This is a genomic window from Sorangium sp. So ce693, from assembly GCF_051521375.1.
GTDB lineage: Bacteria > Myxococcota_A > Polyangia > Polyangiales > Polyangiaceae > Sorangium > Sorangium atrum.
On record NZ_CP150347.1, the window covers coordinates 4,740,765 to 4,757,033 of the forward strand.

Below are 16,269 nucleotides of genomic sequence, written 5' to 3' on the forward strand. Positions count from 1 at the left end.
CCTCTCCGCCGGGGCTCCTTTTTTTTTAAAGCAGCGTCCTGTCGCTCGTCTTGACCCCCCCAGCGACGCGTGGCACGAGTGCCGCCCTTCGAAAAAACCGCCATGCAAGTCAACGTCGAAAAGCTTTCTCCCGTGCTGATGGAGTTTCAGGTGGAGGTCCCCGCGGACCGGGTCCGGAGCGAGGTCGACAAGGCCTATACGGCGCTCCAGCGGACGGCCCGGGTCCGGGGCTACCGGCCTGGCAAGGCGCCGCGCCAGGTGCTCGCGCACCTCTACGGCGGCCGCATCCATGCCGATGTCGCCCAGCGGCTCGTCGACGCCACGCTGAACCAGGCGCTCGCCGACAAGCAGGTGCAGCCTCTGTCCCAGCCGGCGATCGCGCCCACCGAGCTCCGCCCTGACGACACGTTCTCGTACAAGGCCCGCTTCGAGGTCCGCCCCGACATCGCCGAGGTGAAGTGGGAGGGCTTCGAGGTGAAGCGCCCCTCGACCACGCCGACGGACGAGATGATCGACGCCGAGATCACCGCCCTCCGGCGCGAGCACTCGACGCTGCAGGCGCCCGATCCGGAGCGCCCCGCGGCCAAGGGGGATGTCGCGACGATCGCGTTCACCCTCGAGGTCGGCGGCGCGCTGCGCGACACGAAGGAGCAGGAGATCGAGACCGAGCTCGGCAGCGGCCAGGTCTTCAAGGAGATCGAGGACGCCCTCGCCGGGATGACGCCCGGCCAGTCGAAGGACGTCCAGGTCACGTTCTCCGAGCAGCACTCCAACGCGGATCTGCGGGGCAAGCAGGCGACCTTCCACATCACGCTGAAGGATCTGCGGGAGCGCATCTTCCCGGAGGTGGACGACGAGTTCGCGAAGGACTGCGGCGACGAGAGCCTGTCCGCGCTCCGCGAGTCGCTCCGCAAGAAGATCGAGAAGGAGCTGACGCAGCGGGCGAGCGACGCCGTCGCCGAGCAGCTCGTCGTGGAGCTCTGCAAGGCGAACCCGATCCCGGTCCCGCCGTCGCTCGTCGACCAGCAGGCGCAGCTCGCCGAGCGCGAGCTGCTCGCGACGGCGCGGAGGCAGGGGCAGCGCGTCGATCCGACGCCGGAGTTCCGCGCCCGCGTGCGGCTCGACGCCGAGATGAAGGTGCGCGCGGGCCTGGTCATGGCCGAGATCGCGAAGGCGAAGGCGGTCAAGATCACCGAGGCCGATCTCGAGAAGGGCTACGAGGAGCTCGCCGAGCAGACCGGCAAGAACGTGGCGAAGATCAAGGCGGAGTACCGCGAGCCCCAGAAGCGCGAGCTCTTCGCCGGGATGATCCTCGAGGACAAGATCCTCGACATCATCGAGGCTGCGGCGAAGGTCGCGGACGCGAGCTAGCCCCGCCCAGCAAAAGTCCGGCGCGGAATGGCCGGACCTCTGCTCCGCACGCCGGCGCCTCAGCTCTGCTGCGCCGGCGTGCGCCGTTTGTCCAGGTCGCGCCTCTCGCGCTCTCGATCGACATCGGGCGACATCGGGCGACATCGGGCGCGCGCGCCTGGATCGAGCGAGCCGCGGCGCGCCGCGTGTTCCGTGCGCCGCGCGGCGAGCGGCCGATATTTCCGGTAACCTTGGGCGCGTTCGGTCTTGCGATCGGACGCAGTCTGGCCCAGGAGTAGAGCCCCTGCCGCGCGGCAGCGAACCCCCCGGAGCACCGGATGACCCGACGAGTCGAAACCCGCACCCAAGCCATCGAGTTTCTCGAACGCGAGAAGGCCTACATCCTCCCGACGGTCACCGAGGTGACCCACCGCGGCGAGCGGGAGTGGAACATCTTCAGCCGTCTCCTCAAGGATCGCATCGTCTTCATCGGCACGGAGATCGACGACTTCGTCGCGAACGCCGTGATCGCGCAGTTCCTCTTCCTGGAGAGCGAGGATCCCGAGAAGGAGATCCAGGTCTACATCAACAGCCCGGGCGGCGTCGTGACGTCGGGGCTCGCCATGTACGACACGATGCAGTACGTGCGTTGCCCGGTGTCGACGATGTGCATCGGCCAGGCCGCGTCGATGGGCGCCGTGCTGCTCGGCGCCGGCCGCAAGGGTCGGCGCTTCGCGCTGCCGCACGCGCGGATGATGATCCACCAGCCGCTCGGCGGCGCGCGCGGTCAGGCGACGGACATCGAGATCCAGGCGCGCGAGATCAAGAAGATCAAGGAGACGCTGATCGACATCCTCGTCGACGCGACCGGCAAGAACCGGGACGAGCTGGCGAAGGACATCGAGCGCGACTTCTACCTGAGCGCGACGCAGGCCAAGGAGTATGGCCTGATCGACGAGGTCTTCCCGAAGCGGAACAAGTAGGTGGCTGCGCCGCCGCGTTCGGCGGGCGTGCTGGGGCCGAAGCTCGGCGCGGCGTCGCGCCGGGCCGCGGCGCGCCGTCGCGCGGCGTCACGATGCCACGCCCCGCCGCTGTGGCGGGCGGGGCATTGCGCGCGGGCGCGCGGGAGCGGAGCACGCGGGAGCGGTTCCTTGCGCGCCGCGCTGTGCTCGCTCGATCCGCTGTTTTTCGCGCTTTTCGTGCGACGTGCGGCCTCGTCGTCGGCCGACAGCGGGGCGCCATCGGGTGATTCCCTGACTTCGGCCACAGGCTGGAGACCACCCCCGTTAGCTTGCGACGGTACGGGCACCGCACTAGAATCCGAGCGCGGCGTTTGGCTGCGCATCGCTGAAAATCCAGGGAACGGTGGAAGCCGTTCCCGGCGCAAGTTGGAGGGGCCGCCGCCGCGGCGGGACCCCACCTCTCATTGAAGCGGTAGCGTCGGCAGACCGCACTGAGGGTCGAAGTGGAGCGAAGGCGGGACGATCACTCGAATGGCAATCTAAGCTGCTCTTTCTGCGGCAAGTCGCAGAAAGAGGTGAAGAAGCTCATCGCGGGCCCCACGGTCTACATCTGCGATGAGTGCATCGGGCTGTGCAATGACATCATCGCGGAGGAGGTCGAGAAGGACGAGCCGTACGCGGGGTCGACCCCGGTGCCCAAGCCCGCCGACATCAAAGCGACCTTGGACGAGTACGTCGTCGGCCAGAACCGCGCCAAGAAGATCCTCGCTGTGGCGGTGCACAACCACTACAAGCGCATCGACAGCCGGGTCTCCTCGGACGACGTAGAGCTGTCCAAGTCGAACATCCTCCTGCTGGGGCCGACGGGCTCCGGCAAGACCCTCCTCGCGCAGACGCTCGCCAAGATCATCAACGTCCCCTTCGCCATCGCGGACGCGACGACGCTGACCGAGGCCGGGTACGTCGGCGAGGACGTCGAGAACATCATCGTCCAGCTCCTCCAGAACGCGGATCACGACGTCGAGCGCGCGCAGCGCGGCATCGTCTACATCGACGAGATCGACAAGATCAGCCGGAAGAGCGACAACCCGAGCATCACCCGCGACGTCTCCGGCGAGGGCGTGCAGCAGGCGCTGCTCAAGATCATCGAGGGGACGATCGCCAACGTGCCCCCGAAGGGCGGGCGCAAGCACCCGCAGCAGGATTTCCTGCAGGTCGACACGACGAACATCCTGTTCATCTGCGGCGGCGCGTTCGTCGGGCTCGATCAGATCATCCAGCGGCGCATCGGCCAGAACACCCTCGGCTTCGGCGCCGACATCAAGGCGAAGAAGGACTTCAAGCTGGGCGACCTGCTCAGCGTCGTCCAGCCGGAGGACCTCCTCAAGTTCGGGCTCATCCCGGAGTTCATCGGGCGCTTGCCGGTCGTGGCGACGCTCCACGAGCTGAACGAGGAGGCGCTCATCGACATCCTCACGAAGCCGAAGAACAGCCTGGTCAAGCAGTACCAGAAGCTCTTCGAGATGGACGGGGTGAAGGTCAAGTTCACCCGGGGCGCGCTCGTGGCGGTGGCCCGCCAGGCCCTCGAGAGGAACAGCGGCGCCCGCGGCCTCCGCGCGATCCTCGAGTCGGCGATGCTCGACATCATGTACGACGTCCCGTCCCGCACGGGGATCAAGGAGGTCGTCGTCAGCGAGGACGTGATCGTGAAGCACGAGCCTCCGCTCATCGTGTACACGAAGGAGGCGGAGCTCGCGTAGCGCTCGCCCCCGGGGGGCCGCGGGCCGGGGCGCAAGGCGCGGCCCGGGCCGAGCCCTCGCCCCCCGGAGGCTCCTCCGGGCGTGCCGGCGCCGCGTGTCCCTGGAGGGCAGCGGGACGAGCCGGCGGAAGTTCAGCATCAAACCAAGGCATTTGACAACCGAGGCGGGGGTGCCCCGACCTCCCGACACTCCCGGAAAGACGGCGGATGTTCTTCAAGAACGACAGTGATCGCGGCAAGAACGCACCCGAGCGCGGGATCGTCCCGTTGCTCCCGCTTCGCGACATCATCGTCTTTCCACACATGGTCTCGCAGCTGTTCGTCGGGCGCGAGCGCAGCATCGCCGCGCTCGACGAGGCGATGAACCGCGGCAAGGAGATCTTCCTCGCCGCGCAGCGCAACGCGAAGACGAACGATCCGACGCCGGACGACATCTTCGGCGTCGGCTCGGTCGGCGCCATCATGCAGCTGCTCCGCCTCCCGGACGGCACCGTGAAGGTGCTCATCGAGGGCAAGCGCCGGGCGCGCATCCGCCGCTACGTCCAGAGCGATGCGTACTTCCTGATCGAGTACGACGAGATCGTCGAGAGCTCGGTCGCGAGCGTCGAGGTCGAGGCGCTGATGCGCTCGGTCCAGTCGACGTTCGAGATGTACGTCAAGCTCAACAAGAAGATCCAGCCCGAGGTCCTGATGGCGGTGCAGGCCATCGACGAGGCCTCGCGGCTGGCCGACACCATCATCGCCAACCTGCCGACCATCAAGCTGACCGACCGGCAGGCGCTGCTCGAAATGGAGGAGCCGCAGAAGCGGCTCGAGCGTCTCATCGAGTTGATGCAGGCCGAGATCGAGATTCTCCAGGTGGAGAAGAAGATCCGGAGTCGCGTCAAGAAGCAGATGGAGAAGACGCAGAAGGAGTACTACCTCAACGAGCAGATGCAGGCCATCCAGAAGGAGCTGGGCGGCGGCGAGCGCGACGAGTTCAAGAACGAGATCCAGGAGATCGAAGAGGCCCTCAAGACCAAGCGGATGAGCAAGGAGGCCGCCGCGAAGGTCAAGAAGGAGCTCAAGAAGCTGAAGATGATGCACCCCACGAGCGCCGAGGCGACCGTGGTGCGCAACTACATCGATTGGATCCTGGAGCTCCCCTGGTACGACAAGAGCGAGGAGCGTTATGACCTCGTCGAGGCCGAGCGGATCCTCGATGAGGATCACTACGGCCTCAAGAAGATCAAGGAGCGGATCCTCGAGTACCTGGCGGTCCAGGCGCTCACGAAGAAGCTCAAGGGCCCGGTGCTCTGCTTCGTCGGGCCGCCCGGCGTCGGCAAGACGAGCCTGGCGAAGTCGATCGCGCGGGCGACGGGGCGCAAGTTCGTGAGGCTGTCGCTCGGCGGCGTGCGCGACGAGGCGGAGATCCGCGGCCACCGGCGGACGTACATCGGCGCGCTGCCCGGCAAGCTGATCCAGTCGCTCAAGAAGGTCGGGACGAACAACCCCGTGTTCCTGCTCGACGAGGTCGACAAGATGTCGACCGACTTCCGCGGGGATCCGGCGGCTGCGCTGCTCGAGGTGCTCGATCCGGAGCAGAACCACACGTTCAACGACCATTACCTGGATCTCGATTACGATCTCTCCGACGTGATGTTCATCACGACGGCGAACACGCTCTCTGGCATCCCGGTGCCGCTCCAGGACCGCATGGAGGTCATCCAGCTCTCGGGCTACACGGAGTTCGAGAAGCTGAACATCGCGGTGAAGTACCTCGTGCCCCGGCAGCGGAAGGAGTGCGGCCTCGAGGACGTGTCGCTCGACTTCACGGAGGGCGCGCTCCGGACGATCATCCACCACTACACGAAGGAGAGCGGCGTGCGCTCGCTGGAGCGCGAGATCGCGAGCGTCTGCCGCAAGGTGGCCAGGCGGGTGGTGTCCGACGGCAAGGAGAAGCCGATCGAGGTCGTCGCGAAGAGCATCCCGAAGTACCTCGGCGTCCCCAAGTACCGGCTCGGCCGGCGCGAGGAGCGCGACGAGGTGGGCCTCGTGAACGGCCTCGCCGTGACCAACGTCGGGGGCGATCTGCTCCCGGCCGAAGCGACGGTGGTGCCGGGCAAGGGCAAGCTCGTGATCACCGGGCTGCTGGAGAAGGGGATGGAGGAGAGCGGGCACGCGGCGATGAGCTATGTCCGCTCGCGCCTCGATCGCCTCGGGCTCGAGCCGGACGTCTATCAAAAGGTCGACGTCCACATTCACTTCCCCGATTTCGTCCGCAAGGACGGGCCCAGCGCAGGCGTCACGATGGTGACCGCGCTCGTCAGCTCGCTCATGAAGGTGCCTGTCCGGCGGGATCTCGCGATGACGGGCGAGATCACCCTGCGCGGCCGCGTGATGCCGATCGGCGGGCTCAAGGAGAAGCTGCTGGCGGCCCATCGCGGCGGCATCGCGACCGTCATCCTGCCGAAGGAGAACCGGAAGGATCTCCGGGACGTGCCGCGGCGGGTGCTGAAGGCGCTGCGGCTCGTGCTCGTCGAGCACGTCGACGACGTGCTCCGTGAGGCGCTCATCCTGCCCGACTCCTATGCGGTCTTCGGGCCGCCCAAGGGCGTCCTGGAGTACCGGGACGGCGAGCTCGTCACCGAGGCGGCGTCGGTCAAGGCGCCGCCGGCCGCGGCGGGCGAGCCGACGCCGGCCGCGCCGCCCGGCGCGTGAGCGCTGCGGCGCCCGTCGGATAGGCTGGCGGTCGCCGCAGAGACGCACTAGCTGTGCGTCGCAATGATTCGACGCGCACTGATTTCGGTATCCGACAAGACGGGACTGCTCCCGCTGGCCAGGCGGCTCGCGGAGAAGGGCGTGGAGATCCTCTCGACCGGGGGGACGCAGCGGGCGCTCGCGGACGCCGGCGTGCCGGTCATCGGGGTGGAGGCCTATACCGGCTCTCCCGAGGTGATGGATGGCCGGGTGAAGACGCTCCATCCCCGCGTGCACGGCGGCATCCTGATGCGCGGCGCGATCGACGACGAGGACCTCGCGCGGCTCGGCGGGGCGCCGATCGATCTCGTGGTGTGCAATCTCTATCCCTTCGAGGCGACCGTCCGGAAGCCGGGGGTCACGCACCCCGAGATCATCGAGAACATCGATATCGGCGGGCCGTCGATGGTGCGGAGCGCGGCCAAGAACCACGCGCGCGTCGCGGTGGTGGTCGATCCGGCCGACTACGATGCTGTGCTCGCCGAGATCGACAGGCAAGGTGAGGTGTCGAGCGCCACCCGCCGCCGGCTCGCCACCAAGGCGTTTGCGCACACGGCGGCCTACGACGGGATGGTGTCCGGTTACCTGTCCTCGCTGCCCGAGGACGGTGAGCCGAACGCCGCGCAGCGCGAGGCCTATCCGCGCTTCCTCACGCTCGCTCTCGAGCGGGCCTATCCGCTCCGGTACGGCGAGAACCCGCACCAGTCCGGCGCCTTCTATCGTGAGCGGGGCGCGGCCGCGGGGTCGCTGGCGCTGGCGGAGTCGCTGGGCGCGGGCGGCAAGGAGCTCTCGTTCAACAACCTCGTCGACGTGGACGCCGCGTTCGAGGCGGTGCGCGAGTTCACGCAGCCTGCCGCGGTCGTCGTGAAGCACACGAACCCGTGCGGCGTCGCGACAGGCGACAGCCTCGCGGCCGCCTACAGGACGGCGCGCGAGGCGGACGCCGTCAGCGCCTTCGGCGGGATCGTCGCCCTGAACCGCGAGGTCGACCGCGCGGCCGCCGAGGTGCTCGTCGAGACGTTCCTGGAGTGCGTGGTGGCGCCCGCCTATGCGCCCGAGGCGCTGGAGGTGCTCCGGACCAAGAAGAACCTCCGGCTGCTGGCGACCGGCGCGCTCCTGCCCGCGGATCACCGGGAGCTGACGTTCAAGCGCGTCGGCGGGGGCCTGGTGGTCCAGGAGCGGGACGCCTCGGCGGCCGGCGAGGTGCGCGGCGGCCGGGTCGTGACGAAGCGCGCGCCCACGGAGCAGGAGATCGAGGCGCTCGATCTCGGCTGGCGCGTCTGCAAGCACGTGAAATCCAACGCGATCGTGCTCGCGATTCCCGGGAGGACGGTCGGTATCGGCGCCGGACAGATGTCGCGGGTCGAGAGCGTGCGCATCGCCTGCAGCAAGGCGGGCGAGCGGGCTCGCGGGAGCGTCCTGGCGTCGGACGCGTTCTTCCCGTTTCCGGACAACGTGGTGCTCGCCGCGGAGCACGGGATCACGGCGATCGCGCAGCCTGGAGGCAGCGTCAAGGACGCGGAGGTCATCGCCGCGGCCGACGCGGCGGGGATCGCGATGGTGTTCACAGGGGCCCGGCACTTCCGTCACTGAGCTGGCCTGGCGCCGCGGTCCCGCCACGGACCGGCCTGGCGCCTCCCCATCCCGGGGCGCGCGCGCTCCCTCTCCCTTGCGCCGGAGGGGTGGGTCACGCTCGCAGAAAAGTTGACCTTTGCGCCTTGACTGTGATGATGGTCAACGCTGCGCCTGGGCAAAGCGCTGTGCGCGGCGCGAAGGAGCGAGCTGTGGGCGGAATCAGCGAGACGTGCAGCGTGTGCGGGACCGGATTCGAGGTCCAGTTCCGGTACCAGATGGAGGAGAAGGACGGCGGCTTCTCCTTCTTCTGCTCGCAGAAATGCCTGGAAAAGAGCCATCTCGGCGGGCAGGACGGCGCCGCGCTCGCCACGTGCGACGCGTGCGCGAAGCGGTTTCCGCCGGATCTCGTGTCCCAGGTGCTCTACGTCGCCGGGCGCCGGCACTACGCGTGCTCGCTGGGGTGCCGGACGCAGCTGGTCCGTGAGGCGAAGGGGGTAAGGCTCGGCGACATCGCGGCGGCGGCCGCGGCGCCGGCCGAGGGGGCAACGCCGACCGGCGGCGAGGCGCCGCTGGCAGGAGGCGCCTCGCGCGCCGCCACGGAGGCAGCTGAGCCGGCGCCGCCGGCGGTTCGCGCGAGCGCACACGGCGAGGCGACGGGGCCGGCCGCGCCGGCCGTTGCGCAGGTCGCGTCTGCTGCTCGGCCGGCGGAGCTCAAGGGGCAGGGCGCGGTCGCGGTGCCCCTGTCGCCGGCGGGGGGCGCGAAGCGGCCCGCGCAGCCGCCGCAGCGGCCCGCCGGGGTGCCCCGCTGCCTGGCCGTGTTCAACCACAAGGGCGGTACGGGCAAGACGACGACGGCCGTGAGCGTGGCGGCCGGGCTCGCGGCGCGCGACAAGCGGGTGCTCCTCGTCGACACCGACGCGCAGGGGAACGTCTCTGTCTCGCTCGGCGCGGGCGCGGAGCGGTCGCTCTATCACGTGCTCGTGATGGGGCTCCGGGTCGCGGACGCGACCAAGACGGTGCGCCCGAACCTGGATCTGCTGCCGTCCAACGAGACGCTCGCCGCGGCAGAGCTCTACCTGGCAGGGCGCCAGAACCGCGACCGCGTGCTCTCGGATCGCCTCTCCGCCGCGGCGGCCGAGTACGATTACGTGGTGCTCGACTGCTCGCCGAGCCTGTCGTTGATGAACCAGAACGCGCTGGTGTTCGCCGACAGCGTGCTCGTCCCGGTCGCGTGCGACTACCTGTCGCTCGTCGGCGTCCGGCAGGTGATCAAGACGGTGAAAAACGTGAACGCGCTGCTGCATCACCCGGTGCAGATCTGGGGCGTGCTGCCGACCTTCTACGACGGCCGCGCGAAGATCGCGCGCGAGGCGGTGAGCACGATGAAGCAGCACTTCGGAGAGCGCTGCCTCGCGCCGATCCGGCAGGCGATCAAGGTCAAGGAGGCGCCCGCGCAAGGGCAGACGATCTTCGAGTATGCGTCGGGGACCCCCGCCGCGGACGACTACCTCGCGGTGGTCGATCGCATCATCGAGAGCCGCGAGCGCGGCACGGCGGGCTCCGAGGCAGGGGCGGCGCGCGACGGGACGGCGTGGAGCGTCGACCGGGTGGACGCGGGTACGGAGCGGCCGGGCGCTGCGGCGGCGGGTGCGTGAAGGGACCCGCGGACGCGGGGTCCCGCTGAATGAAGGGCCCGCACTCGCGGGGTCCCGCTGAATGAAGGGCCCGCACTCGCGGGGTCCCGCTGAATGAAGGGCCCGCGGACGCGGGGTCCCGCTGAATGAAGGGCCCGCACTCGCGGAGTCCCGCTGAATGAAGGGACCCGCGGACGCGGAGTCCCGCTGAATGAAGGGCCCGCACTCGCGGAGCCTCGACCGGGCAGGGGAGCTGGAGGAAGCAATGAAAAGCGAAGGCGATCTCGGGGGCGCCGCGCGGGCGCTGCTCGATCGCGACGAAGTGGAAGGTGTTTTGTCCGGGGCGTTCTATACGTCCACGGAAGTGCCTCGCGTGCGCGCAAAGGCCCGGACGACCGGCGCCGCATCCGAGCCGGGTGCTGCGCCGGCGCCCGAGAGACCGCAGCACTACAAGGTCATCTGTATCTCGATGTACACCGAGGATCTCGAGCGGCTGGACGAGATGGTCAGCTCGCTCAAGGCGCGCGGGATGACCAAGGCCAACAGGAGCGCGCTGATCCGGCATGCGCTCTCCCAGGTCGATCTCGACAAGATCCCGAAGGGGATTTAATCCCTTCTTTCAGGGAGACCTCGACAGGACGCAGGGCGCGACGTCCCCATTTCCATCATCGTGCGGCGGGCGCCGCGGGCTCCCAGGGGCCCCCGCGTCGCCGGTGGGGGCTGGCAGCCCGGCTTTCCCGGGAGCCGGCGAGCGGCGGAGGGCCCGTGCACAGGCGCCGGCGCTCACGACGTCGTGGCGCTGCGCCTCGTCCCCTGGCCGCCGCGCCGCGGGCATGCGGCGTGCTTCACGTGCTAGAGTCGAGGCCTACCAGAGAGGGAACATGGACCACAACTACGTAGGATACGGGACCCGCTCGTCGGTGCACCGTGCCGGTGCCGAGTCGCGCGAGCGCTTCCTCGTGCGAACGTACAACCACCTGTTCGGTGCGATCGTGCTCTTCGCTGCGATCGAGGTCGCGCTGTTCAAGACCGGCGTCGCCTCGGTCATCGCCAGGGCGATGATGGGCAGGAGCTGGCTGCTGGTTCTCGGGGCGTTCATGCTCGTGAGCTGGCTGGCCAGCCGCGCGGCGCACACGTCGGTGTCGAAGCCGGCGCAGTACGCCGCGCTCGGCGGCTACGTGCTCGCCCAGGCGATCGTCTTCGTGCCGCTCCTCTACATCGCGGACATGGTCGCTCCCGGCGCGATCCAGAGCGCTGGGCTCGCCACGATGGCCGGCTTCGCCGGGCTCACCGCGATCGCGTTCGTGACCCGCAAGGATTTCTCGTTCCTCGGGGCTCTCCTGCGCTGGGGCGGCATCTGCGCGCTCGTCCTCATCGCGGCCGGGGCGCTGTTCGGCTTCCAGCTCGGCACCTTCTTCAGCGTCGCCATGGTCGCGTTCGCCGGGGCCGCCATCCTGTACGACACGTCGAACGTCCTGCACCACTTCCCCGAGGACCGGTACGTCGGCGCCGCGCTCCAGCTCTTCGCGTCGGTCGCCCTGCTGTTCTGGTACGTACTCCGCCTCTTCACCACCTCCCGCAACTGAGCGGGGGGCACCCGCGGCGGATACGGGCCCATCTCGACGTTTTCGGTGCTCAGCGCACTGGAGTGCGCTTCCGCGCCGAAAACGCCGATCTGGGCCCGTCTCCTGTGCGGGTGCCCCCCGCTCGGGCGGCGTCCGTTGCCGAGAGGACTCGGGCGGCGTCCGTTGCCGAGAGGGACTCGGGCGGCGTCCGTTGCCGAGAAGACTCGGGCGGCGTCCGTTGCCGAGAAGACTCGGGGGGCGTCAGGGAGAGAAGAGAGACTGTAGCGCTCTTGTGAGTGAGAAGAGCATGAGGGCCGTCAGGGCGAGGATGCCTGCCAGCGCCAGGGATAGGCCGGCGTAGAAACGAAGATTGGAGGGGGGCGCGCTGCCTTGCGTGCGCGCGGCGAGGTGCGCGCGCAGCAGGTCGAGGTTGCGCGCGTTCGCCTTGTAGGTCGCGTCGAAGAGATCGCCTACGAGAGGAACCGTGCCGAGCAGCGTCTCTAGGCCGACGTTGAGCACCATGCGCAGCACCGCCGAGGCGGGGAGACGGTAACGCGTCGCCGCGAGCACGATGTAGATCGAGAGCGCGAAACCGATGAGATCGCCGATGCCAGGGATCAACCCGATCACGGCGTCGTAGCCGACCCGATAGTCGAGTCCAGGGATACGGATGGAGTTGTCCAGAAAGTGCCCGAGTGCGTTCAAGCGCCTGAGCCGCTCGTCCTCGAGATCAATGGGCTTCAGCGGGGCGAGGGGCGGCACGGGCATGGCGGACCCATCTCGGCGAAGCGGGTGAGACATCCCTCGTAGTCTACTTCTCGCCCCCTTCGACGGCGACTCAAGAGAGACCGCAGGGCGGCGGGCGAGGGGCGGGCAGGAGCACGCGCCTCCGGAGGGCGGGCGGGCGCTGCCGCCGTTGCGGCGGCGGCGCTGCGATCCATGCTGGCGCTTACCATGCCGAGCCCGCGCGCCCTGGTTCGCCGCTACGGAGCGCGGAGAGCGCTGCTCGGCCTCGCCAGCGCGCTGCTCGGGACGCTCGACGGGGCCGCGGCGCTCGCGCAGGGACGGTACGAATCCGCGCTCCTGGGCGGGCGATCGGCGCTCCTGGGGGGGACGGGGGTCGTGCTGGGCGTCGACGGGGCCGCGCCCTTCCTGAACCCGGCCACGATCATCCGCATCGAGGACCGGAACATCGCGTTCTCGTCGGCGTTCTTCCGCTATGCGCACCGCACACTGCAACGGTGGCACCAGCCAGGTCCGGTCGACCCCGCCCTGTACGGCGATCTCCGGCTCGATCGCACGACGGTGAGCGATCAAGGGCTCGACAGCCTCCCTGACGCGACTTGCTATTTCTTCAACTGGAAGAGCGGCGTGCGAGGCGCGGATTCGGCGCGGGTGCCGGTCGGCCGCCAGGTCGTCGCCGCCTGCCTCGGCAAGACGGAGGAGAACGAGTTCGGGTTCGACGCGCTCCGATTCTCGGGGGAGTCCGCCTCCCGGCGCGTGAGCCAGGCGCAGACGCTCCGCTACGCATGGGGTCGCTTCAGCGCCGGTCCATCGTGGAGCTACAGCGCCACCCCGCGCCTCGCCCTGGGCGCCTCGCTCTCGCTCGTGCGCACGCGCTACACGAGCTCGCTCGGCGTCGCCAGCCTCGTGGAGGACACCGGCGCGGGCTCGGCGAGCAGCGCGACCTACCAGGCCGCGCTCTCGGGCGATTCATGGGACCTGCTCGCGCACCTCGGCGTCACGTACCGGCTGAACCGGGTGTTCTCGGCCGGGATCAGCCTGCGGACGCCCAGCGTTCACGCCGTCGACTCCCTGGATGTGAGCTACGTGGACACGCGCGGCGACGGGACGGCGGCGGCGCGCTACTGGGCCGGTGAAGGGGAGTTCGTGGCCCCCTCTCCGGCCCGCGTCGCGATCGGCGCGAGCGCGGAGTGGAGCAGGCTGCGGCTGGAGCTCGACGGCTTCTTCTACATGGGCCAGCCAGAGTTCGCGCGGATCGCCGCCGATCGTGAGGAGATCGCGATTGCGGGGGGCGCGGTGACGAGCCGGACGCGGGGCCGCCTCGACATCGTCGAGGCGGCGGCGCCCATCGTCAACGTCGGGCTCGGCGCCGAGGTGTTCCTCACGCGCGACCTCAGCCTCGTGGGCGGAGTCGCCTCCGATTTCAACGCGCTGTCCAGCCTGCGAGGCCCCATGTCCGCCGAGTCGAAGCTCTTCTTCGAGCGGTTGAGCGGCGCCCACGCGTCGCTCGGGTTGGTCTCCTATACCCGCTACGGCGATCTCGTGTTCGGCGCGCGCCTCGATTACGCCGCGGGGCAGATGGCGGCCGTCAACGCGTTCGCGTCGCCGGTGCGGCTCGACCCCATCGACTGCCGCGAGATCGGCGCGACCCTGGTGCTCGCCGGGAGGATCAGCCTGCGCACCGTGGAGGACGTGGCGCGCGAGATCGGCGACGCCGTGGAGGGCTCGGCCGCCGCGCCGCCCGAGCGGACCAGGCCGAGGGAGCCGATGCGGGCGCCCGCTCGAGAAGACTGAGCGGCGACGCGCGCCCTCGATCGAGCGGGCGCCGCGCTCGTCCGGCGCGAGGCTCGACGCTCGCGGACGCGCCGGAGGCCGCTCCCACGCCGCGGCGCTCACGCCACGTCGGCGTTCCGCGGGCGCACCGCGGCGCGCTCCGCGAGGGCCTCGGCCTCCGCGAGCGCCTCCGTCTCCGCGAGCGCCTCGGCCCCGGCGAGCGCCTCGGCGTCGCCTTGCTCCCTCAGGCGCTCGAACGCCGCGAGCGCGGCCGGCGCGACCGCCGAGAGCCAGCGCCGGCTCGCGGCGTCGAGCCGGAGCTCCTCGCGGAGCCGCTCCACCTCGCCAGCGCCCGCGGCGCCCGGGCTCGCCGCCGCGCGGCACACGTCGGCGAGCAGCTCGTCGCGCGCGTTCAGCGGCAGGTCCGCGTCCCGCTCGGTGAGGCGCGCCGCCCCGGCGATGTCGCCCTCCCGCGCCCGCAGCGCGAGCGCCACCCGCAGCCTGGCCCTCTCCAGGAACGGGTACGACGCATACCGCTCCGCGAGCAGCGCCATCTCGGCGCGCGCGTCGGCGCTCCGGTCCATCGCCGCGAACAGGAACGCGCGCTCGGCCAGGAGCGCAGGCAGCAGGATGTCCGCCGCCATCGCGCGCACCGCCTCGGTGCCCAGCCGCGCGAGCCCCGCCTCGCACGCCGCGAGCGCCGCGGAGAGCTCTCCTTGCCGCTCCGACAGCTGGGCGAGCGCGAGGTGCGCCTGCGCCGCGGCCGCGGGCGCCTTGCTTCGCGTGAGGGCCTCGAGCTCCCCCTTCCCCCGCTGCTCCTCGCCCTTCGCGACGGCGACCTGGGCGGCCATGAAGCGCTGCGAGAGCTTGCGCGCCCGCGTCATGTTCACGAGCACCGCACCGACGAGCATCACGATGAAGAAGATCGGCAACGCCAGGACGATCGAGAGCGGTCCGAAGATCGGCTCCGCCGGCAAGCGCTCGACCTCGGCCGCGACCGGCGGCGCCGGATCGGAGTTCAAGAATTGCCACACCCCCAGGAACACCATCACCAGGGTCACCCACAGGAGCAGCATGCGGCGCACCGCCTTCGCCGCCGGCTGGCGGCTGCTCCCGGTGCGCCCCTCCGCCGCGGCGCGCGCGGAGGCGTCGGCGCGGTCCAGCTCCGCGCGCGAGAGCTCCTCCACCCCGCCCGCGGCCAGCGCGGGGGCGCGCATGAACGGCGCCGCGTCGGGCGAGATGCGCGCCGCCCAGTCCGCCGCCGAGAGCTCGCCTCCGGCCTCCGGCTCCCGCTTCGCGCCGGTGCGGTAGACCGAGCTCGCCTTCGCCTTCAGCATGCGCTGGTACGCGCGGACGAGGGCGCGCTCGCGCGGGCGCGTGTGCTCGACGAGGAGGCTCCGCTCGCGGAGCAGGTGCGCCCGCAGCGCCTCCCTGTCGCCCGAGCGCTCCAGGAGCACCGCGGCCGCGAGCTCGGCGCGGGCGAGCACCTCGGGCGACGCGAGGGCGCTCGCCCGCACGATCTCGATGTCCGCCGCGGCGCCGTCGCGATCGCTCGTCGAGGCGCGGAGAAGGGCCCTCAGCGAGCGCGCCGCGGCGATCGTCGCGTGCTCCAGGTGAAAGGAGAGCGGGTCGGTGCGGCGGGTCACCGCGGCGTCGGCGCGGACGAGCGCGCCCGCGAGATCGCCGCGCTGCATGGCGGCGAGCGCGCGCTGGACGTCGATGACGCGCAGGACGTAGCGCGAGCGGCACGTCGCTTCCGCGTAGTCGAGCAGCTCGGCGGCGTCCTCGCGCTGGCCGGACGCCGCGAGGTTGTACGCCTTGTTGACGACCTGCACGGCGACGCCCGTCGAGCGGGTGCGGAGCCCGATTGCGATCAGGAGCGCGCCGGCCATCCCGAACGGCACCCCGGCCGCGACGCTGCCGAACCCCGCCACGCTCACGCCCGCGCCCAGCAGCGCCATCGCCCCGCCGAACGCGATCTGCCGGTTCGCGATGCGGCGCGCGGCGTGCGGCGTGATCCCGAATCTTGCAGGCAGCTCTCTCGCCATCCCGCGAGCGTAAGAGATCGCCGGCCGCGCCGGCCAGGGGATCTCACGGGTACGGCGTGGCCCGACCGGAGCCCGCGCTCCGTCCACCGCGCGGGCGACGGCGCGCCGGAGGCGGATCCC

At 70.4% G+C, this 16,269-nt stretch carries 11 protein-coding genes; 9 read left to right on the forward strand and 2 right to left on the reverse strand.

Annotated features, from left to right (window positions below; translation table 11 throughout):
• Window positions 1-102 precede the first annotated feature (102 nt).
• The 8 genes from tig (at window position 103) to WMF14_RS17910 (ending at window position 11,605) form a co-directional block, all read left to right on the forward strand.
• On the forward strand, window positions 103-1,371 hold the full coding sequence (tig, locus tag WMF14_RS17875; protein WP_272098364.1) for a trigger factor: 1,269 nt from the start codon (window positions 103-105) through the stop codon (window positions 1,369-1,371).
• Window positions 1,372-1,688: 317 nt separating this feature from the next.
• Window positions 1,689-2,333 carry an ATP-dependent Clp protease proteolytic subunit gene (locus WMF14_RS17880; RefSeq protein ID WP_012235778.1) on the forward strand — a complete coding sequence of 215 codons (645 nt, stop codon included), beginning with the start codon at window positions 1,689-1,691 and terminating at the stop codon, window positions 2,331-2,333.
• 482 nt (window positions 2,334-2,815) lie between these two features.
• Window positions 2,816-4,072, forward strand: coding sequence for an ATP-dependent Clp protease ATP-binding subunit ClpX (gene clpX, locus WMF14_RS17885; RefSeq protein WP_012235779.1), 1,257 nt, complete (start codon window positions 2,816-2,818; stop codon window positions 4,070-4,072).
• 206 nt (window positions 4,073-4,278) lie between these two features.
• A complete protein-coding gene (gene lon / locus WMF14_RS17890) occupies window positions 4,279-6,771 on the forward strand; it encodes an endopeptidase La (RefSeq protein WP_437802429.1) in 2,493 nt (830 codons plus the stop codon).
• Window positions 6,772-6,834: 63 nt separating this feature from the next.
• Entirely contained in the window at window positions 6,835-8,403 is a 1,569-nt protein-coding gene (gene purH / locus WMF14_RS17895; protein ID WP_437802431.1) for a bifunctional phosphoribosylaminoimidazolecarboxamide formyltransferase/IMP cyclohydrolase, read from the forward strand.
• A 191-nt stretch (window positions 8,404-8,594) separates the two neighbouring features.
• A complete protein-coding gene (locus WMF14_RS17900) occupies window positions 8,595-10,040 on the forward strand; it encodes a ParA family protein (protein ID WP_437802432.1) in 1,446 nt (481 codons plus the stop codon).
• A 244-nt stretch (window positions 10,041-10,284) separates the two neighbouring features.
• The gene (locus WMF14_RS17905) at window positions 10,285-10,629 is read left to right on the forward strand and encodes a hypothetical protein (protein ID WP_272098368.1); all 345 of its coding nucleotides are present in this window, start codon (window positions 10,285-10,287) and stop codon (window positions 10,627-10,629) included.
• A gap of 271 nt (window positions 10,630-10,900) precedes the next feature.
• Complete coding sequence (locus tag WMF14_RS17910; protein WP_272098369.1) at window positions 10,901-11,605, forward strand: Bax inhibitor-1/YccA family protein; 705 nt, start codon at window positions 10,901-10,903, stop codon at window positions 11,603-11,605.
• Window positions 11,606-11,845: 240 nt separating this feature from the next.
• On the opposite strand, the gene WMF14_RS17915 is transcribed toward WMF14_RS17910, so the two are convergent.
• Window positions 11,846-12,352 carry a DUF4112 domain-containing protein gene (locus WMF14_RS17915; RefSeq protein ID WP_272098370.1) on the reverse strand — a complete coding sequence of 169 codons (507 nt, stop codon included), beginning with the start codon at window positions 12,350-12,352 and terminating at the stop codon, window positions 11,846-11,848.
• A gap of 171 nt (window positions 12,353-12,523) precedes the next feature.
• Here WMF14_RS17915 and WMF14_RS17920 point away from each other — a divergent pair, with 171 nt between their 5' ends.
• The gene (locus tag WMF14_RS17920; protein WP_437802435.1) at window positions 12,524-14,122 is read left to right on the forward strand and encodes a hypothetical protein; all 1,599 of its coding nucleotides are present in this window, start codon (window positions 12,524-12,526) and stop codon (window positions 14,120-14,122) included.
• A gap of 98 nt (window positions 14,123-14,220) precedes the next feature.
• Here WMF14_RS17920 and WMF14_RS17925 read toward each other — a convergent pair whose 3' ends face one another.
• Window positions 14,221-16,149, reverse strand: coding sequence for a hypothetical protein (locus tag WMF14_RS17925; protein WP_437802437.1), 1,929 nt, complete (start codon window positions 16,147-16,149; stop codon window positions 14,221-14,223).
• Between the last annotated feature and the right edge of the window lie 120 nt (window positions 16,150-16,269).

What these genes read in the sequence shown, in the direction of transcription:
- WMF14_RS17880 (WP_012235778.1), top strand. Translation starts at nt 1,689, where the DNA reads ATGACCCGACGAGTCGAAACCCGCACCCAAGCCATCGAGTTTCTCGAA.
- purH (WP_437802431.1), top strand. Translation starts at nt 6,835, where the DNA reads ATGATTCGACGCGCACTGATTTCGGTATCCGACAAGACGGGACTGCTC.
- WMF14_RS17910 (WP_272098369.1), top strand. Translation starts at nt 10,901, where the DNA reads ATGGACCACAACTACGTAGGATACGGGACCCGCTCGTCGGTGCACCGT.
- WMF14_RS17920 (WP_437802435.1), top strand. Translation starts at nt 12,524, where the DNA reads ATGCTGGCGCTTACCATGCCGAGCCCGCGCGCCCTGGTTCGCCGCTAC.
- WMF14_RS17925 (WP_437802437.1), bottom strand. Translation starts at nt 16,149, where the DNA reads ATGGCGAGAGAGCTGCCTGCAAGATTCGGGATCACGCCGCACGCCGCG.
- tig (WP_272098364.1), top strand. Translation starts at nt 103, where the DNA reads ATGCAAGTCAACGTCGAAAAGCTTTCTCCCGTGCTGATGGAGTTTCAG.
- WMF14_RS17915 (WP_272098370.1), bottom strand. Translation starts at nt 12,352, where the DNA reads ATGCCCGTGCCGCCCCTCGCCCCGCTGAAGCCCATTGATCTCGAGGAC.
- WMF14_RS17905 (WP_272098368.1), top strand. Translation starts at nt 10,285, where the DNA reads ATGAAAAGCGAAGGCGATCTCGGGGGCGCCGCGCGGGCGCTGCTCGAT.
- lon (WP_437802429.1), top strand. Translation starts at nt 4,279, where the DNA reads ATGTTCTTCAAGAACGACAGTGATCGCGGCAAGAACGCACCCGAGCGC.